Genomic DNA, 20,227 nt, shown 5'->3' on the forward strand with positions numbered 1-20,227 from the left:
CACCCCTCCCGGACGGAACGTTCCGTACCGAGCATGCGAAGCAGCGATTTCATCGACGTGACGCGATCGGCGTAGACCTGGTTACACCTCCCGCACTGCGGCTCAGGCGCCTCGTGCGTGAACCAGCGTCTGCCAGACCACGTCGCGGGCCAGCGGGAGCTCGGTGAACCGGACACCGGTCGCATCCCGCACCGCGTTGGCCAGCGCCGGAGCCACCGGGTTGAACGGGCTCTCGCTCATCGACTTCGCTCCGAGCGGGCCGACCGGATCATGCACGTCTCTCACGAAGTGCACCTCCGTCTTCGGCACGTCGGCGAACGCCGGCAGGTGATAGGTGCGGAACGTCGGGTTCACCACCGCGCCGTCGGCATCCAGGCGGACCTTCTCGTAGAGCGTCGCGCCGAGCGCCTGGGCGACGCCGCCCTCGATCTGCCCCCGGCACTGCATCGGGTTCATCACCCGGCCCGCGTCGGCGGCGTGGACGCTGCGCAGGATGCGGATCTCGCCGGTGCCGGGGTCGACCGCCACCCGGAACCAGTGCGCGTTGAACGCCACCGACCGCGGCGTGCCGTCGAAGTGGCCGTCGGCGGTGAACGGGGCTCCGGCCGCCTCGACGAGGTCCTTCAACGGAATGCGGGTGGCGCCGGCGAGCACCGCGTCCGCGTCCAGGCGACACGCCGCCACCGGGGTCTCGGCGCGGGCGGCCGCCGCCGCGAGCAGGCGGTCGCGGAGGACCCTGCTCGCGGCCAGCACCGCGTTACCCGCGACCGTCGTCCCGGTCGAACCGAACGCGCCGGTGTCGTGCCCGACCAGGTCGGTGTCGGACTGCCGGACCGTCACCCGGTCGGTGGTCGTGCCCAGCGTCTCGGCGACGATCTGCTGATGCACGGTCGTGCTGCCGTTGCCGAACTCCGCGGTGCCCACCAGCAGCTCGTAGCGGCCGTCCGGCAGCAGCGTGAGCTTCGCGTCGGCGTAGTGGCCGTTCGGGGGAGTGGTCGCGATCATCGCGATCGCCGAGCCGTCGCCGACGAGCCAGCCGTCGGGGGCTTCCGGTGCCGGATCGCGCCTGGCCTCGTCCAAGATCGCCAGGCACTGGTCGAGGCCGGAACTGGCGACGCTGATGTCGGCCTCCTGCCCGGCGGGTGTGACCAGCGGTTCACCGACCCGGATGGCGTTCCGGGCCCGGAACGCCACCGGGTCGAGGCCCAGCGTGCGCGCCAGCTCGTCGATCGCCGACTCGAGCGCGAACAGCACCTGCCCGAGGCCGTAGCCGCGGAAGGCCCCGGACGGCAGCGTGTTCGTGTAGACCGCGTACCCCTCGACCTTCTTGTTCGCGCAGCGGTAGACGGCCATCGACTCGCCGCAGGCGTGGAACAGCACCCCCGGACCGTGGTTCCCGTAGGCGCCGGTGTTCGAGACGACCCGCAGGTCGATCGCGGTGAGCGTTCCGTCCTTCTTCGCGCCCAGCCGGACACCGACCGTGAACGGATGCCGGGTGGTGGCCGCCTCGAACTGCTCGGAGCGGGTGTACTCGTACTTGACCGGGCGCTTCACCGTGAGCGCGGCCAGCGCCACCAGATCCTCGGCCAGCATCTCCTGCTTGCCGCCGAACCCACCGCCCACCCGCCCGGTGACCACCCGCACCTGGTCGAGCGGCAGGTCGAACAGCGCGCACAGCGCCCGCCGGGTCAGGAACGGCACCTGGCTGCTCGACCGGACGACGAGCCGGCCCGCGTCGTCGAACCAGGCCATCGAGCCGTGGGTCTCCAGGCTCGCGTGCTGCACCCGCTGGGTGACGAACGTCCCCGCGAAGACCTCGTCGGCCTCGGCGAGGCCCGCCGCGACGTCACCGATCTCGCCGTGCACCTCGCCTGCGACGTTGCCCTCGGCGCGGGCGATTCCATCGCCGGGCCCCTTGTCCGGATGCAGGACCGGTGCGCCCGGTTGCAACGCCTCCTCCGCGTCAAAAACCGCAGGTCGGACGTCGTACTCGACGACGATCCGGCGGCAGGCCTCCTCCGCGGCGCCCTCCGACTCGGCCACCACCGCCGCGACCCGCTGACCGCGGAACCGGACGACGTCGTCGAGGACCCGGGTGTCGAGCGGGTCGTCCTGCGGGCGCTCGTGCCGACCGGTGGAGAACCGTGCTCTCGGGGCGTCCTCATGGGTGAGTACGGCGTGCACTCCCGGGACGTTCGTCGCGGCGCTGGTGTCGATGCGGACGATCCGCGCGTGGGCGTGCGGCGACCGGAGCACCTTGAGGTGCAGCAGCCCGGGGACGTCGAGATCGAACGTGTACCGCGCGGCGCCGGTGACCACCTGCGGACCGGCCGGTGCCGGAGCGTTACCACCGACGGCGGCGTCCTCGGTGTGTTTGACGCCGCACACGGCGTCGGAAATCGCGCGGTAGCCGGTGCAGCGGCAGAGGTTGCCCTTGAACGCCCGCGGCAGGTCGTCGAGCTGCCGTTCGTCCAGCGCGGCGGTCGTCATCACGAAGCCCGCGGTGCAGAAGCCGCACTGGAATCCCTGCGCGTCGAGGAAGCGCTGCTGGATTTTGTGCAGGCCGCCCTCGGGGGCCAGGCCCTCGATCGTCGTGACCTCGTGCCCCTGGGCGCGGACCGCCGGATAGACGCAACTGTGCACCGGCATGCCGTCGACGTGCACGGTGCAGGCGCCGCAGTCACCCGCGTCGCAGCCCTTTTTGACGCCGTAGTGGCCCAGATCGCGCAGGTGGGTGCGGAGGCACTGGCCGGGCCGGGGCTTCTCGTCGTAGGGCCTGCCGTTGACCGTGACGCTCATCGTCCCACCGCCAGCTCGTCGCGGACCTCGGCCGCGAACCGCTCGGTGAGGTGCCGCCGCCACGCGGGGGCGCCGTGGACGTCGTCCACCCAGACGTCGGCCGGGAGCGCGTCGATCGCCGCCCGGAGTTCGGCGGTGGTCGGCAGCTGCGCGAACCGGAACTGGATCGGTCGGCAGGTGGACGCGGTGACCGTGAGGACGAGTGTTTCCGTGCCGGCGTCGATCCGGCCGATCACCAGCGCCGCCGAGCGCCCGAGCGGGTGCAGCGAACCCTGCCGGAACGCTGCCCGTCCGGTCAGCGCGGTCGCCGGGAGGACGATCGAGCGGAGAAACTCCCCGGGGCGGAGTGCGGTGGTGCCGTCGCCCGTGACGAAATCGGTCACTGCGAGCTGGCGGTGGGTGCCGTCCAGCGACTCGAGCGTGCACCGGCCGTCGAGCGCCGCGGTCAGCGACGTCATCGGACCGGCCGGCAACGCCGCACAGAGGTTGCCACCGACCGTGGCGACGTTCTGGATCTTGAAGCTCGCGAGGAACGCGTCGGCGCACTGCCGGAACAGCGGGTCGCAGACCGGCCAGGTCGGCGCCGCCAACCTCGCTAGCTCGGCAATAGTGCAGGTCGCAGCGATCTGCAGGCCGTCGGGCGTCGCGGTCAGCGCGGGCCAGCCGAGCGTCGTGAGGTCCCGCAGGCGGTGCAGGTGCGGCTGCGGCTCGGAGAACAGGTACGTGCCTCCGGCCAGCCAGCCGTCACCGGCACGCCAGACACCGGCGTCGGCGGCGCCGGTGATCTCGTCGATCGTGTTCAGGTCCACAAGTGCACCTGTTTCATCGTATTTGTCGCTGAGGGCCCGCTCGGCGTCGTCGCCGGTCGACGGGGAGGGGGCACCGATCGCTACCGGACGCGCGGCCTTCTGTTCACCATCAGATCACCGGGTGCGGCGGCGGGCTACTGGCGTTCTCTCCAAACGCGTCCGGCGTCGCGGTGACGGTCGCTGGGTGATCCCACAGGCCCCGCTGTTGGAGGAATCCCACAAGCCAGCGGACGTGACGTTCGTCGCGGAACGCGCTGGAAGGTGCATTCACCGTGTAATTAGCCTGCTGACGGTTGTTTTAGGCAGGAGGCTCATGACCACCCTTAGCGTCACCCGATCCCCGCGGGTCCTCGCCGATGTTCTTCCCGGTGGGCTCGTTCGGGATGCCGCCCTCGTCGGCGGGTCGGCACTCTTCGTGGGGCTCTTCGCGCAGATCGCGATCCCGCTCTCGTTCACCCCCGTCCCGCTCACCGGCCAGACGTTCGCGGTGCTGCTCTCGGTCGCCGCGCTCGGTCCGGCCCGCGGCGTCCTGGGCATGCTCGTCTACGCCCTGGTCGGCATGGCGGGCGTGCCGTGGTTCGCCCAGCAGACGTCCGGCTGGTCGATGCCGTCGTTCGGGTTCGTCCTCGGCTTCATCCTGGCCGCGGCCGTCGTCGGCGCGCTCGCGAAGCGCGGTGCCGACCGGACCCCGCTGCGGGCGGTGCCGCTGATGATCGCCGGCAACCTCGCGCTCTACGCGATCGGCGTGCCGTGGCTGATGGCGTCGCTGGACGTCAGCTTCGCCAAGGCCGTCGACCTGGGCCTGACGCCGTTCCTGATCGGCGACGCGATCAAGATCGTGCTCGCGGCGGTGCTCCTGCCCGGTGCGTGGGCGCTGGTCCGGCGGTTCGACCGAGGCTGAGCCGCCACCCCCGACTGCCCGCCCCGGCGCTGCGAAGACGCGTGCCGGGGCGGGCTGCTTCTCCCGGGCACCTCGGGGCGAGCTTAGGATCGGGTCCGTGACCGAGACGCTCGCACCTGAGATCGACAGTCGTGATCCGGCGTCGTTCCCGTGGAGCGTCTTCCATCGCCGCCATCCGGTGCTGATCGAGCGGGTCGCGACCGCGTTCCCCCGCCCCGCCGCCCAGCGCGCGGCGTTGGACACGCTGCTCACCGAGTCGACGTCCGGGGTGGTCACCGCGCCCGACGTCGAGGCACTGCGGCACGAGCCGTGGCCCTGGTGGCGCCCCGAGTACCGCGGCGTGCCCTGGGGCGAGACGCCGTTCCTCTGGGCCGAGAGCTACTTCTACCGGCGGATCCTCGACGCGGTCGAGTTCTACCGGCCCGGCCCGTGGCGCGGGATCGACCCGTTCGGCCCGACGAAGGCCGCCGAACTGGCCGGCGATGCCGTCGACGAGGAAATGGCGGCGCTCGACACCCTGGCCCCCGACGAAACGTGGGACGCGCTGGTCCGGTCGTCGCTCTGGGGGAACCGCGCCGACCTGAGCTTCCGCGCGGGCCCGTCCGCCGGGTCCGGCACCGGCGGCCTGATCGTGGACGAGAGCGCGGAGTTCCGTGCGCTGCTGCACGACCGGCCGCCCGGCCAGGCGCACCTGATCGCCGACAACGCCGGCCAGGAACTGCTGCCGGACCTCGTCCTGCTCGACCACCTGCTGGGTGCGGGGCTGGCGACGAGCGTGGTCCTGCACGTCAAACCGCATCCCTACTACGTTTCGGACGCCACCCCGGCGGACGTTCTGGCCACCGTCGCCCGGCTCGCGGCCGCCGACGGGCGAGCGCGCACCATCGGCGAGCGGCTCGGCGAGTCCCTGCGTGACGGGCGGCTCGAGCTGCGGGCACACGAGTTCTTCTGCGGGCCGCTCACGTACCACGCGATGCCGGTGGACCTCCGGGCGCAGTTCGCGCAGGCCGCGCTGACGATCGTGAAGGGCGACCTGAACTACCGGCGGCTGGTCGGCGACCGACTCTGGCACCCGACCGCGCCGTTCGCCGAGCTGACCGCGCACTTCCCGGGTCCGCTGGTGGCGCTGCGGACGTTGAAGTGCGACGTCGCGGTCGGGCTGACCGAGGCGACCGTGGAGACGCTCGACGCCACCGGCAAACCCTGGCGCACGACCGGCGAGTACGCGGTCGTCCAGACGCGTTCGTAGGCCGGGCTCAGCCGCGCGGACTGCGGCGCAGGACGCAGAACTCGTTGTCCTCGGGGTCGGCCAGCACGACGAACGGCTCGGAACCGGTCTGACCGACGTCGACGCGGCGGGCGCCGAGCGCCTCCAGCCGACGGACCTCGGCGTCGACGTCGTCGGTGACCAGGTCGGGGTGGAAGCGATTCTTGCCGACCTTGGCCCCGCCGGAGTTCTGCAACCAGATCGTCGGCTCGGCTTCGGACGGCGGGAAGAGCTTCGCCGAACCGTCGTCGCCCCTGTTCACGACCTCGTAGCCGAGCGCCTGCGACCAGAACTCCGCCATCACGCCGACGTCCCGGACGTCGAGCGTCCACTGCGCGAAGCGGCTGACCATGGGCGTCCTCCTCCGGAGCGCGGATGACACCCGGGGTTCCCGCGCCGGCCGAACGGAACACATGCGTCAGGCCGACCCCAGGTCGTGGCGCGCGATCAGGGCCTTCGCCCTGGCCCGGACGCCGGGAAGGATCGCCAGGCCCTTCTCGCCCGGGCAGGCGGTGCGGCTGGTCTCCTGGTGCGGGGAGATCGCCGGGACCCGTACCGTCGTCCGCTGCCGGTACCGGGTGGACGGACCGCCGGTGAGCTGCTGCCTCGACATCGGATCGACGCCGTTCGTCCCGAGCTTGAACGCGGCGTACCGGGCGATCGCCTCGCGGGCCGCCTCGGTGACCCGCCGGTCGGCGTGGTCGCCGATCAGCGCGACGCCCGAGGTCCCGGTGTTGAACCCGCCGGCGTGTACGCCGATGACCGCACGATCGACGCCGCCCGCCCGCCCCTCCCAGATTCGGCCGAACTTGTCGACGAGCACGTTGTAGCCGATGTCGCCGTACTCCTCGGTAACGGACATGTAGTAGTAGATCGACCGAATGATCCGGGGGACGTCGCGCGCCTCGTAGTTGTTCGTCGTCGCGGTGTGGTGCACGACGACGGCCTTGACGCCGGGTGCGTACCGCGCGGAGCGCCGGAGATACGCCGGGCTGGCGCCCCACGCCGCCCGGCTGAAGATCCGGACGACGCCGTTGCCGTAGCTGGTGGGCTGCCGCCCCGCGGTCGGGAGGCCGGCGAGCAGCGTGGTGGCGCCGAAGGCCGGTTTTCCGCCGGCCGGGAGCGCTGCCGCGGTGTCGGCCGCCGCGGTGCCCGGGTCGATCAGGTCAACGGTGACGTCGGTCGGCTGCGGTCCGCTCAGGCTGGTGAGCACGATCTCCAGGGTGTCGGCGTCGCCGGTCCAGAGCAGACCGGGCCCGGTGCGGCCGGACTGGTTCTTGGCGCCGTGGTACTCGGTCGTGCTCCAGGCGGTCCACTTAGCGACGTCGCGAGTACGCGTGCGGACCGCGACGCTCACCTCGCCGATCCGCGGGTCGCGTCGCCAGTTCACGCCGACCGCGGCGAACGGCACACCGCCGGTCGTCGCCCGCAGGACGCGAGGCGTACCGCTCGGCGCGAGCCGATGGCCGTCGGAGAGCGGAACCTCGCGTGGCTGCGCGCGTAGCGACCGGACGCCGTCCTTCGGCGCTGCGGCGCTGCCGAGCACCAACCGCCGGGCGAGCGTGACCGGCGCGTCGGCGGCCGCCGCTCGAGCGTCCCAATAGGCCGTGTCTGGTGGTCGGCGGCCGTTCTCGGCCGCGGCCTCGCGGCCGGGCAGCAACACCCCACCCGCGAGCGCGGCGGCCGTCAGCAGACCGCCCGCCAGAGTTACGCTGCTCGTTTTTCTGCACCGTCGCATGTCCCTCACGCCCCCGCGCCGAGGATCAGCTGTGGGGCGCCCGCCCCGATGCAATTCCCGTCGGCTCCGGGGCCTCGCAAATGAGCGAGACTCCGGTCCACCCGGGCGTTTATTGGGAGAGCGCGGGGCTACTCAGAATGTTCGGCCGCGGACGGTGTCGCCGGGATGACCCGCACTTCGGTCAGCTGGGTGAGGCCGCACACCGTCAGCAGGTACTCGTTGAGCGGTGCGATCAGGACCTCGATCCGGTCCGCGTGGGTGAACAGCGCGGCGAGCGCGGCACTGTCCAGGTACTCGACCCCGGTCAGGTCGACGATGAGCCGCGGACCGGGGTGCACGGCGGCGGCGAGCTGGTCCCGGAACATGGCGGCGTTGCTGAGGTCGATCTCCCCGGTGGCCGTCAACTGCCACCTGCCGTCCGCGGACTGACCGGTGGCGATGTGGAGCGGGGTACTCATGGCGTGATCCTCGTGACCATCTCGACGACGGTGCCGGTGGCACCGGTGTGCAGGGTAACTTCGCCCATCAGCGACCGGATGAGGTGGAGGCCGTGACCGCGGTGCGGATCCGGCGGGGTCTGCTCGTCGCGCCAGGTCCCCGCGTCGGTGACCGTGACGTCCAGCTGCTGCCCCCCGGCCCTGGCCACGAGTCGCACCAGTCCGGAGGCATCGCGGTAGCCGTGCTCGATGGCGTTCGCGCAGGCCTCACCGGCCGCGACGAGGACGCTCTGCGTGGTCGCCTGCCCCACTCCTGCGCGGGCGAGCCACCGCCGGAGAGCGGCCCGCACCCGCACGAGCTCACCGGCGTCGGCGTCGAAGCAGAGGTCGAGCGGAGCCGGATGCCCGTAGAGGAGCAGCGCGACGTCGTCGGAGCCGCCGTCGACCGCCGCCATCCGGCTCAGGAGCTGCTCGGCGAGGTCCTCGACCGGGAGCGTGCGGTGGTTCCGCAGCGTGTCGGCGGCGCGCCCGATCCCGAGGTCGATCGATCGCCCACGACGTTCGACGAGCCCGTCGGTGTAGAGCAGCGTGACCGCGCGGGCGGGGAGCATCGTGACGGCCTCGGTCCGGGGAAGCCTGCGACGCACGCCCAGCGGCGTTCCGCGGCCGCCGTCGAGCAGCTCGGTCCGGCCGTCCGGGTGGGCGAGGATGCCGGGCGGGTGGCCGGCGCTGCTGTAGACCAGCCGGCCGCTTTCGGCGTCGAGAATGCCGCAGAACGCGGTCGTGCACGACGCTCCGGGCAGCAGCGCAGCGAACCGGTCCAGCGAGGTGAGAACCTCGGCGGGGCCGCTCGCCTGCAGGAGCAGCGCGCGGCCGGCGCTGCGGAGCTGCCCCATCACGGTCGCGGCGACCAGACCGCGGCCGACGCAGTCGCCGACCATGATCCCGATCCGGCCGTCCGGTAGCTCGACCGCGTCGTACCAGTCACCGCCGACCTCCAGCGGCCGCCCCGCGGGTTGGTAACGCACGGCGAACCCGTCCGGGAGGACGGCCGGCCCGAGGATCGATCGCTGCAGGGCGACGGCGACGTCCCGCTGCTGGTCGAACGCGTACGCGCGGTGCAGCGCCTGGGAGAGCGAGCCGCACAGCAACAGCAGCAGCGTCTGGTCCTCGGTGCCGAAGCCCCGCGCCGGGTTGAGCACCAGCCAGAGCGCGACCGGACCGGACGTGGAGTCGATCGTCGCCCCGACGCCGGTCGGCCGTCCCTCGGTGGCGTCGATCCGGATCCTCGAAGCTCCCGGGCCGCGCAGGTCGTCCAGCGCCGCGGGCGGCCGGTCGCCGCCAGGGACGGCGGCGGTGACCGTGTCGCTGCGGGCGAACGCCGCGGTCGCCTGCCACTGCCGACGCAATTGTTCGACGCCTGCCTGCAGCACCTCCGGCACGGTCCGGGCCACCGCGAGCCGTTCGTTCATCGCATTGAGGGCGGCGTCGCGTTGCGCTGCGTACCGTTCGGCGGTGACGTCCCGGATCGTGCCGACGACCATCCGGGCACCCCGGTCGTCGTTCACCGAGCTGATCGACACCGCAGCCCAGAGCCGGTGGCCCTTCCGGTGCTGCAGCGGGACGATCAGGTCGCCGTACGGGCCGTCGAGCACCCGCCGGTAGGCCTCGAGCACCTGCCCGTGCGCGGCCGGGTCGTCCTGCGGATCCGGCCACCACGGCTGGGGCGCGGGATACGGCAGGTCCTCCGCCGGGTATCCGAGTATCTCGCTGAACGCCGAGTTGACCTCGACGACCGAACCGTCGGCGTCGGCGACGAAGAAGCCCTCCTGCAGGGAGTCGATCAGCGCGGTCCGCCACTGGGCGTGGTGGTTGCGGAGCCGGGCCAGGTCGACGTTCGCGCGGACGCGAGCCAGCAACTCCTGCGCGGCGAACGGCTTGACCAGGTAGTCGTCAGCCCCGGCGGACAGGCCCTCGACCGCGGCCTCCTGACCGGCGCGGGCCGACAGCAGCACGATCGGGATGCCCGCCGTGCGCGGGTCGGCTCGCAGGGCGGTGACCAGCTCCAATCCGTCCAGGCTCGGCATCATGACGTCGCTGACGATCAGGTCCGGGGGTTCGCTGCGGGCCGACGCCAGCGCGGCGACGCCGTCGGCGACCGTCGTCACCGCGTACCGGCTGCTCAGCAGGCGCTCCAGGTAGTCGCGCATGTCGGCGTTGTCGTCGGCGACCAGGACCCGGCCTCGCGGCACGTCGGAGCCGGCGGGCGACGGGACGACCGGCGTCGGTTCCGCGGTGCTGTTTGTGGCGCTGTCCGTGGTGCCGTCCGAACCCTCCGGGAGCCACCGCAACGCCTCCTGGACGAACGGCTCGGCCGCGTCCGTCGGAGCGTCGGCGCCGGTCGTCGGGGTGAGATGCTCGGCGGGCAGGTGCGCGGAACCGAACGGCAGGCGGATCGTGAACGTCGTACCGACGCCCGGATCGCTCTCCGCGCCGATGGTGCCGCCGTGCAGCGCGACCAGCTCCTGCACCAGCGCGAGGCCGATGCCGCTGCCCTCGTTCGACCGTGAGCGAGTCGTCGGGATGCGGTGGAACCGCTCGAACAGCCGCGGCATCTCCGCCGCGGGCACCCCGATCCCGCTGTCAGCGACCCGGACGACGGCGCCGGCTTCACCCTGAGCGACCGACACCCGGATCGCGCCGTCGAACGTGAACTTGAGCGCGTTGCTCAGCAGATTGAGGACGATCTTCTCCCACATGCCACGGTCGAGATACACCGGCTGGTCGAGGCGCGGGCAGTCGACGTCGAACGTCAGGCCGGCGCGTTCGACGGCGGCGCGGAACACGCTGGCGAGCTCCGCGGTGAACAGCGCCAGGTCGATCGGCTCGTAGCGGGCCTGCATCCGGCCCGCTTCGATCCGGGAGAAGTCGAGCAGCGTGTTCACGAGCTTGGTCAGCCGCAGGCCGTTGCGGTGGATCATCTCCACGTCGTCGCGGGACCGCTGGTCGTCGGCGGGCAGGCGGTCGCGCAGCTCCTGCAGCGGGCCCGTGATCAGCGTCAGCGGGGTACGAAACTCGTGGCTGACGTTGGAGAAGAAGGCGGTCTTCGCCCGGTCGAGCTCGGCGAGCTCTTCGGCGCGCCGCTGCTGCGCCTGGTAGCTGCGGGCGCTCGCGATGCCCGACGCCACGTGCGTCGCGGTCAGCTCGATGAACCCGCGGTACCCCTCGTCGTAGGGCCGGTAGCGGTTCAGGGCCGCGACGAGGAACCCGTGCGGTGCGGCACCCTGGCGGATGAGCGGCACGAGCAGGGCGTGGGTGGGTGGCTCCGGCCAATCGCCGCTCGGCGTTTCGGCGTCGAGCGGCACCAGCAGCGTTTCCTGCCGGGCCAGTGCCGCCGTCGGCCACACATGGTTTGCGCCGTCGGCCGCGAGTGTCCTCGGGGCCATCGGGTGGCCGGACGGGATCCCGGACGCGGCGGCCAGCTCGGCGTGGGCATCGTCGGTGAACAGATAAACGAGCGTGAACGGCAGGTCCCGGAGGTTGCGGGCGAGCTGCCTGCTGGAGAACGCGAGCGTCTCCTGCACGGTCCGGACGACGCTCGGATCGGAGCCGAGGTCTCGCAGCGTCGCCATCCGCCGCTCGCCGATGACCCGCTCGGTGTCCTCGCTGACGACGCACAGCATGCCGACCAGCGCACCGGCGTCGTCGCGCAGCGGGCTATAAGAGAACGTGTGGTAGGACTCCTCGGGGAAGCCGGAGCGCTCCACGAACAGCAGGAGCGCCTCGTCCCAGGTGGCCTTTCCGGTGGTCAGAACGGTGTCGATCCGGGGACCGATGTCGTTCCAGATCTCCGCCCACACCTCGCTGGCCGGGCGGCCGAGCGCCCACGGGTACTTCCGGCCCAGCGTGTCCCGGCGGTAGGCCGCGTTGCAGAAGAACGTCAGCTCGGGGCCCCAGGCCATCCACATCGGGAAGCGGGACGAGAGCAGGATGCTCACCGCGGTGCGGAGGCTCTGCGGCCATCCGGTGGGCGGTCCGAGCGGCGTGGCCGACCAATCGACGTCGGCGAGATCGGCGCCGATCTCGTCATCAGCGGCAAACACGTCGGGGGTGCTGGCGCCATGTTCCGGGCCGTCGCGTTCCGGGCCGTCGCGTTCCGGGCCGTCGGGGGTGTCGCCGTCTGGGGTGTGGCTGTCCGGGGTGGTGTCGTCCGGGGTGGTGTCGTCCGGGGTGGTGTCGTCCGGGGTGTCGCCGTCGGGTTCGGGGTCGTCGGATCTAGCCCCGGGGTCGTCGGGCCCGGCCGCCGATGGGGATGCTCGGTTGCTGCTCATCGTCCTCGCATCCCTCTCCGCCGCAGGGTGACTCGATCGACGAAACAGCCGACGAATGAGCTTCACGCTACCGCGCGGGGGATGCTCCGGTGTGTCCTCGAACGACGCGGCGCCGAACGGCGCGTCGGCGCTGCTCGCGCGGTGTCCACATCCGTTAGCCGGGGACCGATCTGGGTGCCGCCGCTAAGCAAATTGCATTTGGAAGGGCTATACGTCTTCTAAGTGCAATCCGCCTGGGCGGCCGGGCATCGTCGACGCGCCAAACGGCGCGGATTCGTTGTAATGAGTGCCCCCGGCAGGATTCGAACCTGCGCCCCCGCCTCCGGAGGGCGGTGCTCTATCCCCTGAGCTACGGGGGCTCAGGAACGGCTAAAGCCTAGCAGCCGTCCGCGAGAGCTTATGCATCGGGCCGCTCGGCATCCGCGCCTCTGCGCGGGCGGGAAGCGCGTGCGTTCGGGCGGGCTATCACCGCCCGAACGCACACACTTCAGGGCGGACTCGTCAGTCGGCGACGGTGGTGCCGTTACTGCACGGGGCGCCGGTCTCGATCGACGCCGTGATCCGGTACTCCTCCAGGAACTTGTCGATCCGCTCGTCGTCCGCGTCGTTGACCTTGAGCTGGTAGCCCCAGGCCTGCAACGAGATCGGGCTTTCGAGGCCTGGGTACGGACTCAGGAACGTGTAATCCTTGCCGGTGACCCGGGCCTTCAGGGAGTCGACTTGGTCGGGCGTGAGGTCGGGGCGATAGGTGATCCAGACCGCGCCGTGCTCGAGGCTGTGGACGGCGTGCCCGTCGTCGATCTTCGTCGCGTAGACATCGCCCTGGCAGTTCTGCCAGACCGCGTCGTGGTCGCCACCCACCGGCGGCTTCACGGCGTAATTGGAGTCGCCGGCGACGTGCTGCGTGGTGAGAATCTCCGGCTGGGTGGTGCGATAGTCGACGACGCCCTCGATCGCGACGCTGCTGGTTCCGCCGTCGGAGCCGTCGCGCACGATGTAGATGCCGGCGGTCACGCCGCCGCCGCAGAGCAGAATCAGGACCACCACGCCGACGACCAGACCGGCGATGAGCTGGCCCTTGCCGCCCGACTTCCCACCCGGCGCGCCCGGTAGGGGGCCGCCCGACGCTCCGGGCGGCACGAAACCGGGCGGTGGCGGGAACCCACCTGCCGCACCGGGAGGGGGGACAAACCCGGTGGGCGGCGGGAATCCGCCGTGCACGGGCGCCGGCGACGCAAAGCCGCCCTGCCCCGGTGCGGCGGCGTATCCGCCCTGGCCAGGTGCGGCCGGGAAGCCGGGCTGACCGGGCGCAGCGGGGTATCCGTGCTGACCGGGCGCGCCCGGGGCGCCGGTTTGTGGGGGTGTAGCAGGGTAGCTGGGTTGGCCGGGTGCGCCCGGGGCGCCGGTTTGTGGGGGTGCGGCCGGGTAGCTGGGTTGGCCGGGTGCGCCCGGGGCGCCGGCTTGTGGTGGTGCGGCCGGGTAGCCGGGCTGGCCGGGCGCGCCCGGGGCGCCGGGCTGGCCGGGCGCGGTGGGGTAGTTGGGTTGGCCGGGCGTGGCCGGGATACCGGGCTGGCCGGGCGCGGTGGGGTAGTTGGGTTGGCCGGGCGTGGCCGAGGGGCCGGTTTGTGGGGGTGCAGCGGGATAGCTGGGTTGGCCGGGGCCGGCGGGCTGCCCCGGCGCGCCGGGATAGCCGGGCGCGGCGTGGTAGCCGGGAGCCGCGTGGACGCCGGTCGGTGCCCCGCTGGCGTAGTACGGGGAGGGAGAACCGGGCGGCGGAGGCCAAGCCGCGCCAGTGGCAGGAACTGCGACGGGGCCGGTGACGTGGCCGGACGAAGGCGGGAACGGGCCGGCGGGAGGGAAGCTCGCCGCCGGTTCGGCGGGATCGCTCGATGCCAGGTGAGCAGGCGGAGGTGGCAGGACCGACGGCTCTGCCGTAGCCGGCGGTGCGGAAGTGTCGCTCGCGGCGCCCTCGCTAGCCTGCGCCGCCACCGTGGACGGCGGTACCTCAGCTGACGGCGCGCCCTCGGACGGGGACGTCCCCTCGGTCGGCGTTGCCCCACCGGACGGCGCTGCCCCCTCGGGCGGTGCTGCGCCCTCGGGCGGTGCTGCGCCCTCGGGCGGTGCTGCGCCCTCGGGCGGTGCTGCGCCCTCGGGCGGTGCTGCGCCCTCGGGCGGTGCTGCGCCCTCGGGCGGTGCTGCGCCCTCGGGCGGTGCTGCGCCCTCGGGCGGTGCTGCGCCCTCGGGCGGTGCTGCGGCCTCGGGCGGTGGTGCCTGTTCGGGCGGTGATGCCTCGTTGGGCGTTAGTGCCTCGGCGGGCGGGGACGGCGGGCTGGGCGGGGGTGCGTCGGTCGGCGGCGAGCCGTCCGGGGAGGTTCGCTGGGGCGGCACGGCCCCGTGCGGTGGTAACTCGCCGGGCGACGTCCAGCTCATTTCTCTCCGCTCAACCGGTTCTTCTGCTGTTGCAGCGCGTCGATCTCCGACTGCTGCGACGTTTTTATCTGACGGGCCAGGTACAGCACCTGGTCATCCTCCGCCTGTTTCAGCGCGGAGTCGGCCATGTGGATCCCGCCCAGATGGTGCTGGATCATCAGGTCGATGAACAGCTGGTCCCTGACCGTGCCGGTGGACGTGCGCAGCTTCTCCAGCTGAGCATCGCTGGCCATGCCGGGCATCCGTCCGTCGACGATCAGCGCTCGCCCCCCGTCCGGCATCCACGCCATCGCGGGGTCCGTGCTGGTCGGGTTGAGGTCCCAGTTGCGCAGCCAGCCGATCATCAGGCCGATCTGCGCCTGCTGGGTCAGCGTGATGTCGATCGCGATCTGCCGCAGCGCCGCGTCGTCGGTGACGCGGTACTCCAGCGACGCCATCGTGACGGCTTGGGCGTGGTGGGTCATCATGTCGCGCGTGAATCCGGCGTCCGCGGAGTCGTCGGCGGGCCGGTGCGGGCTACCGACCCAGAATCCGATGCCGAACCCGACGGCCAGCACCAGGATCGCGGCCATCACCGCACGGTAGATGCGCGTGCGACGCCCGGCCCGGACCCGCGCGCTTCCGGCGACTGCGGCGTCCTCGCCGTAATCGTCCCCACCGTCATCGGCCTCGAAGGAGGTGATCCCAAAGGAGCCGGCCTCGCCGACCCGGGCGCCATCGGACCTGCCGCGCCCGGCGCTGCTGGCCCTCGCGGGCCCGGCGCCATCGGACCCGCCGCGCCCGGCGCCATCGGACCCGCCGCGCCCGGCGCTGCCGGCCCTCGCGCGGCCGGCTCTACCGGCCCCGCTGTGCCTGCCGCCCCCGGCCCCGGTGCCGCCAAGCTCGGCGCTGTCAACGCCCGCGCCGCCGAGCTCGGGGCCGCCGGACCCGCTGTCGGCGGCCTCGGGGCCGCTGACGTCCGCGGCGGCTCGCGGGTCAGCGTCCCCATCGTCGTTAATCGTGAGCTCGGCCGACGACTCGTCGGCGGCGTCGTCACCGACGCCGGCCGACCTGTCCTCCGCGTCGAGCTCGTCGAGCCGACGCCGTGCGCCGGCGAACCCCCGTCCGTGCGCCACTGGTTCCCCAATCGCTGTCCGGCGTCAGCTGCCGGACTGCATCCCGTCGGTCGCCGAGGCTTCCTGCGGCGTGTCACCGGTCACGGTGACACCGTTGGAGCAGGACGCGCCGGACTCGACGCTCGCGTTCACCCGGTACTGCGTGATGAACTCGTCGATCCGCTTGTCGTCGACGCTGTCGACCTTGAGCTGGAAGCCCCAAGCCTGCAGCGAGATCGGCTTGTCGAGGCCGGGGTAGGGGCTCATGAACATGTAGTCCTTGCCCTTGACCTTCTCGGCCAGCTTGTCGATCTGCGCCTGCGGCAGGTCGGGGTTGTAGGTCACCCAGACCGCGCCGTGCTCGAGGCTGTGCACCGCGTGCTCGTTCGGGATCTGCTTGGCGTAGACGTCGCCGTTGCAGTTCTCCCACGAGCCGTTGTGGTTGCCGCCCACCGGCGGGCTGGTCTCGTACTTCACCTTGCCCGCCACGTGGTTCTGGGTGAGCCACTTGACGTCCTTGGCGCGGTAGTTCGTCACGCCGTCGATCTGCTGCGACCGCCGCTCGCCGAACGGCTTGCTGGCGTCCCAGGAGTACCAGACGCCGTAGCCGATGATGCTCAGCGCGACGATCGTGACGATGCCGCCGAGCACGATGTTGCCCCAGGGCAGACCCGTGCTCTTGACCTTCACCGGCTGGCGCCCGCGGCCGCCGCCGCTCTTACCGGCCGGGCCTTTGCCGGGGCCCTTGCCCCCGCCGGAACCGCCACGGCCCGGCGCGGACTTCCCGGCGCCCGGCTTGGTCGCACCGGCCTTGCTGGCGCCGACCTTGGCCGCCGCGCTCTTGGCGCCGGTCGACTTCGCGGCGGTCGACTTCGCACCAGTCGATTTGGCGGCGGTCGACTTCGCGGCGGTCGATTTGGCAGCGGTGGATTTCGCGGCGGTCGACTTCGCCGCCGTCGACTTCGCCGGTGGAGCCTCAGCGGCCGCCGTCTCGGTCTCGGTTGCCTCGGTCTCAGTCGCCTCGGTGGTCTCGGTCGCCTCGGCGTCGGACTCGGCGGTTGGGTTCTCGACCTTCTCGGTCGAGGCCGACTTACCGGACGAGTCGCGCTCGGGCCGCTTACCGGAACCGGACCTGCGCTGCGTGGTGTTGGACGGCATGGGACCTTTCATGGCTTCCGTGCGCGGGCCCGCCGTTCTGGCGGAAGCCCCGGGGAGGGTGCGGACCGTGCGTGCGGGCCGGCAAACCAGGCAACCGAGGCCCGACCAGGTAACGATCCATGATCTCGCCTCGTTCCGCGCGCTCGGCCCGCGGGGCACGCGTGCGCTCGCCCCCACGGTAGCGGGCGGGGCTGCCCCGCGACGCTCGATAGCATGACGTAGTGACTCCCGATGCCCTCTCGGCCGCGATACTCACTGCGGCGCGCGCTGTCTTCACCGAGCGCGGACTCGATTCCGCGAGCCTGCCCGACGCGGTGACGGTGGAGCGACCCCGCAACCCGGAGCACGGCGACTACGCGACCAATATCGCGCTCCAGATCGCCAAGCGAGCCGGGGTGAAGCCGCGCGACCTGGCGGGCTGGCTCGCCGAAGCGCTCGCGACGACGGATGGCATCAAGACGACCGACGTCGCCGGTCCCGGCTTCCTCAACATCACGCTGGAGGCCGCCGCGCAGGGTGAGCTCGCGCGGACGATCGTGCAGGCCGCGGAGACCTACGGTCGCACGGACACGCTGGACAAGAAGCGCATCAACCTCGAATTCGTCTCCGCGAACCCGACCGGACCGGTACACATCGGCGGGGTGCGCTGGGCGGCGGTCGGCGACACGCTGGCCCGGTTGCTGGAGGCGGCCGGCGCCGACGTGACCCGCGAGTACTACTTCAACGACCACGGTGCGCAGATCGACCGGTTCGCCAAGTCGCTGCTCGCGGCGGCGCGCAGCGAGCCGGCGCCCGAGGACGGTTACGGCGGCGCTTACATCGCCGAGATCGCCGCCGAGGTCCTGCGCCGGCGTCCCGACGCTCTGGAGAGCCCGGACCCGCAGGAAGTGTTCCGCCAGATCGGCGTCGATCTGATGTTCGACGAAGTGAAGCGCAGCCTGCACGACTTCGGCGTCGATTTTGACGTGTACTTCCACGAGAACTCGCTGTTCGAGTCCGGCGCGGTCGAGCGGGCGGTCGCCACGCTGCGTGAACATGGTCACATCTTCGAGCGGGACGGCGCGGTGTGGCTCCGCACCACCGACTTCGGGGACGACAAAGACCGCCCGATCATCAAGAGCAACGGCGAGGCCGCGTACATCGCCGGTGACGCCGCCTACTACCTCGACAAGCGCGCCCGCGGGTTCGAGGTCTGCATCTACATGCTCGGCGCCGACCACACCGGGTACGTGCGGCGGCTCAAGTCGCTGGCGGCGTGCGCGGGCGACGACCCGAACTACAACATCGAGGTACTGATCGGGCAGCTGGTCAACCTGGTGAAGGATGGCCAGCCGGTCCGGATGTCCAAGCGCGCCGGCACCGTGGTCACGATGGCCGAGCTCGTGGACGCGATCGGCGTCGACGCGTCCCGGTACGCGCTGGCGCGCTCCAGCGTGAACCAGTCGATCGACATCGACCTGAACCTCTGGGCCCGGCGCACCAACGACAACCCGGTGTTCTACGTCCAGTACGTCGCCGCACGCACCGCAAACGTCACGCGAAACGCACGTGACGTCGGGATCACGCTGGACGAGACTGCGTTCAAGCCCGAGCTGCTCACCCACGAGTACGAGTCGGCGCTGCTCGGCGCCCTGGCGGAGTTCCCTCGTGTCATCGCAGGCGCCGCCGAACTGCGCGAGCCGCACCGGGTAGCTCACTACCTGGAGTCGCTCGCGGCCACCTATCACCGCTGGTACGACGAGTGCCGGGTGATCCCGAAGGGAGACGAGGAGATCACCGACGTGAACCGGACCCGGCTCTGGCTCAACGTGGCCACCCGCACGGTCGTCGCGAACGGGCTCCGCCTGCTCGGCGTGACCGCACCGGAGCGAATGTGAGGGCGCACCCGGCAGGACCTCGCCACGCCGAGGTCCTGCCCGTTCCCCACCTCGGCGGCCCGGCGGGAGACCTCAACGCGCTCGACCCCACGATCTGGCCGGCGAGTGCGACCCGGAAGGACGGCGTCCTGCAGCTCGGCGGCGTCGACGTCCGTGACCTCGCCGCCGAGTTCGGCACGCCGGCGATCGTCCTCGACGAGGGTGACTTCCGCGCGCGGGCCCGCGGGTACGCCGAGGCGTTCACCGGCGGTGACGTGTTCTATGCGGGCAAGGCGTTCCTGAGCAAGGGCGTGGCCCGCTGGGTCGAGGCGGAAGGCCTCCACCTCGACGTCTGCACCGGTGGTGAGCTGACGGTCGCGCTGGCCGCCGGGTTCCCGCCGGAGAAGATCGCGCTGCACGGCAACAACAAGTCCACCGCCGAGCTGCGGCGCGCGGTGGAGTCCGGTGTCGGCCGGGTCGTGCTCGACTCGCAGGTGGAGATCGTCCGGCTCGCCGACGAGGCACAGCGAGCCGGGAAGACGATCAACGTCCTCGTCCGGGTCACGGTCGGCGTCGAGGCCCACACCCACGAGTACATCGCGACCGCCCACGAGGACCAGAAGTTCGGCTTCTCGCTGAGCGGCGGCGAAGCGGCCGAGGCGGTGGCGCGCGTTCTGCGCCAGCCCGGCCTGAAGCTGGTCGGCCTGCACAGCCACATCGGCTCGCAGATCTTCGACACGTCCGGCTTCGAGGTGTCCGCGCACCGGTTGGTGGGGCTGCTGCGGCAGATCCGCGACGAGCACGGCATCGAGCTCCCCGAGCTGGACCTCGGCGGCGGCTACGGCATCGCCTACGTCACCGGCGACACGCCGATCGAGGTCGGCGTCGTCGCGAAGGAGCTGCGCCGGATCGTCGAGACCGAGTGCGCCGCCGCCGGGCTCCCGGTGCCGCGGCTCGCGGTCGAGCCCGGCCGCGCGATCGTCGGCCCGGCCGGCGTGACGCTCTACGAGGTCGGCACCGTCAAGCCGGTCGACACCGGAACCGGGACCCGCACCTACGTCAGCGTCGACGGCGGGATCAGCGACAACCTGCGCACCGCCCTCTACGACGCCGAGTACACGTGCGTGCTGGCCTCCCGTGCGAGCACGGCACCACCGATGCTGGCCCGGGTGGTCGGCAGGCACTGCGAGAGCGGTGACGTGGTGGTCAAGGACGTCTGGCTGCCGTCCGACACGGTCCCCGGCGACCTGCTGGCCGTTGCCGCGACCGGCGCGTATTGCCGGAGCATGGCGAGCAACTACAACCACACGCCGCGGCCGCCGGTGGTCGCGGTGGCCGACGGGACCGGAAACGTCCTGGTCCGGCGCGAGACGGAGGACGACCTCATGCGGCTGGATGTCGGATGAC

The 20,227-nt window shown here is 71.9% G+C and carries 13 protein-coding genes and 1 tRNA gene; 4 read left to right on the forward strand and 10 right to left on the reverse strand.

Annotation, left to right across the window (positions count from 1 at the left end; genetic code table 11):
• Positions 1 to 102: 102 nt before the first annotated feature.
• The gene (locus BUB75_RS00375; RefSeq protein ID WP_073250192.1) at positions 103 to 2,799 is read right to left on the reverse strand and encodes a molybdopterin-dependent oxidoreductase; all 2,697 of its coding nucleotides are present in this window, start codon (positions 2,797 to 2,799) and stop codon (positions 103 to 105) included.
• Complete coding sequence (locus tag BUB75_RS00380; RefSeq protein ID WP_073250196.1) at positions 2,796 to 3,608, reverse strand: FAD binding domain-containing protein; 813 nt, start codon at positions 3,606 to 3,608, stop codon at positions 2,796 to 2,798. The genes BUB75_RS00375 and BUB75_RS00380 overlap by 4 nt, the downstream gene beginning before the upstream one ends.
• Positions 3,609 to 3,921: 313 nt before the next feature.
• On the opposite strand from BUB75_RS00380, the gene BUB75_RS00385 reads away from it, so the two are divergent.
• Both BUB75_RS00385 and BUB75_RS00390 read left to right on the forward strand, forming a co-directional pair.
• The gene (locus tag BUB75_RS00385; RefSeq protein WP_073250199.1) at positions 3,922 to 4,509 is read left to right on the forward strand and encodes a biotin transporter BioY; all 588 of its coding nucleotides are present in this window, start codon (positions 3,922 to 3,924) and stop codon (positions 4,507 to 4,509) included.
• A gap of 97 nt (positions 4,510 to 4,606) precedes the next feature.
• Positions 4,607 to 5,758: a damage-control phosphatase ARMT1 family protein gene (locus BUB75_RS00390; protein WP_084740091.1), complete on the forward strand. Its 1,152-nt coding sequence runs from the start codon at positions 4,607 to 4,609 to the stop codon at positions 5,756 to 5,758.
• A gap of 7 nt (positions 5,759 to 5,765) precedes the next feature.
• On the opposite strand, the gene BUB75_RS00395 is transcribed toward BUB75_RS00390, so the two are convergent.
• The 8 genes from BUB75_RS00395 to BUB75_RS48730 all read right to left on the reverse strand — a co-directional run bounded on the left by BUB75_RS00395 (position 5,766) and on the right by BUB75_RS48730 (position 16,496).
• Positions 5,766 to 6,128, reverse strand: coding sequence for a VOC family protein (locus BUB75_RS00395; RefSeq protein WP_073250202.1), 363 nt, complete (start codon positions 6,126 to 6,128; stop codon positions 5,766 to 5,768).
• A gap of 66 nt (positions 6,129 to 6,194) precedes the next feature.
• Positions 6,195 to 7,439 carry an N-acetylmuramoyl-L-alanine amidase gene (locus BUB75_RS00400; protein WP_073250204.1) on the reverse strand — a complete coding sequence of 415 codons (1,245 nt, stop codon included), beginning with the start codon at positions 7,437 to 7,439 and terminating at the stop codon, positions 6,195 to 6,197.
• A 203-nt stretch (positions 7,440 to 7,642) separates the two neighbouring features.
• Entirely contained in the window at positions 7,643 to 7,972 is a 330-nt protein-coding gene (locus tag BUB75_RS00405) for an STAS domain-containing protein (protein ID WP_073250207.1), read from the reverse strand.
• The gene (locus BUB75_RS00410) at positions 7,969 to 12,282 is read right to left on the reverse strand and encodes a SpoIIE family protein phosphatase (protein ID WP_178379728.1); all 4,314 of its coding nucleotides are present in this window, start codon (positions 12,280 to 12,282) and stop codon (positions 7,969 to 7,971) included. The genes BUB75_RS00405 and BUB75_RS00410 overlap by 4 nt, the downstream gene beginning before the upstream one ends.
• Before the next feature lie 287 nt (positions 12,283 to 12,569).
• Positions 12,570 to 12,641, reverse strand: a tRNA-Arg gene (locus tag BUB75_RS00415).
• Between the two features lie 142 nt (positions 12,642 to 12,783).
• On the reverse strand, positions 12,784 to 13,422 hold the full coding sequence (locus tag BUB75_RS47485; protein WP_073250210.1) for a thioredoxin-like domain-containing protein: 639 nt from the start codon (positions 13,420 to 13,422) through the stop codon (positions 12,784 to 12,786).
• Between the two features lie 1,286 nt (positions 13,423 to 14,708).
• Positions 14,709 to 15,827, reverse strand: a complete 1,119-nt coding sequence (locus BUB75_RS46930; protein ID WP_218617201.1) for a DUF305 domain-containing protein — start codon at positions 15,825 to 15,827, stop codon at positions 14,709 to 14,711.
• A 24-nt stretch (positions 15,828 to 15,851) separates the two neighbouring features.
• Entirely contained in the window at positions 15,852 to 16,496 is a 645-nt protein-coding gene (locus BUB75_RS48730; protein ID WP_073252527.1) for a thioredoxin-like domain-containing protein, read from the reverse strand.
• 689 nt (positions 16,497 to 17,185) lie between these two features.
• Between BUB75_RS48730 and argS the strand changes: the two genes are divergently transcribed.
• A complete protein-coding gene (gene argS / locus BUB75_RS00435) occupies positions 17,186 to 18,841 on the forward strand; it encodes an arginine--tRNA ligase (RefSeq protein WP_073250215.1) in 1,656 nt (551 codons plus the stop codon).
• Positions 18,838 to 20,226, forward strand: coding sequence for a diaminopimelate decarboxylase (lysA, locus tag BUB75_RS00440; protein ID WP_073250218.1), 1,389 nt, complete (start codon positions 18,838 to 18,840; stop codon positions 20,224 to 20,226). Before argS ends, lysA begins: the two co-directional genes overlap by 4 nt.
• Position 20,227 lies beyond the last annotated feature (1 nt).

Origin of the sequence: Cryptosporangium aurantiacum (assembly GCF_900143005.1) — a bacterium.
In the GTDB taxonomy this organism is placed as follows: domain Bacteria; phylum Actinomycetota; class Actinomycetes; order Mycobacteriales; family Cryptosporangiaceae; genus Cryptosporangium; species Cryptosporangium aurantiacum.

Excerpts from the sequence above, each read along its gene's own strand:
- BUB75_RS00375 (WP_073250192.1), bottom strand. The coding sequence starts at position 2,799 with ATGAGCGTCACGGTCAACGGCAGGCCCTACGACGAGAAGCCCCGGCCC.
- BUB75_RS00385 (WP_073250199.1), top strand. The coding sequence starts at position 3,922 with ATGACCACCCTTAGCGTCACCCGATCCCCGCGGGTCCTCGCCGATGTT.
- BUB75_RS00395 (WP_073250202.1), bottom strand. The coding sequence starts at position 6,128 with ATGGTCAGCCGCTTCGCGCAGTGGACGCTCGACGTCCGGGACGTCGGC.
- BUB75_RS00405 (WP_073250207.1), bottom strand. The coding sequence starts at position 7,972 with ATGAGTACCCCGCTCCACATCGCCACCGGTCAGTCCGCGGACGGCAGG.
- BUB75_RS00410 (WP_178379728.1), bottom strand. The coding sequence starts at position 12,282 with ATGAGCAGCAACCGAGCATCCCCATCGGCGGCCGGGCCCGACGACCCC.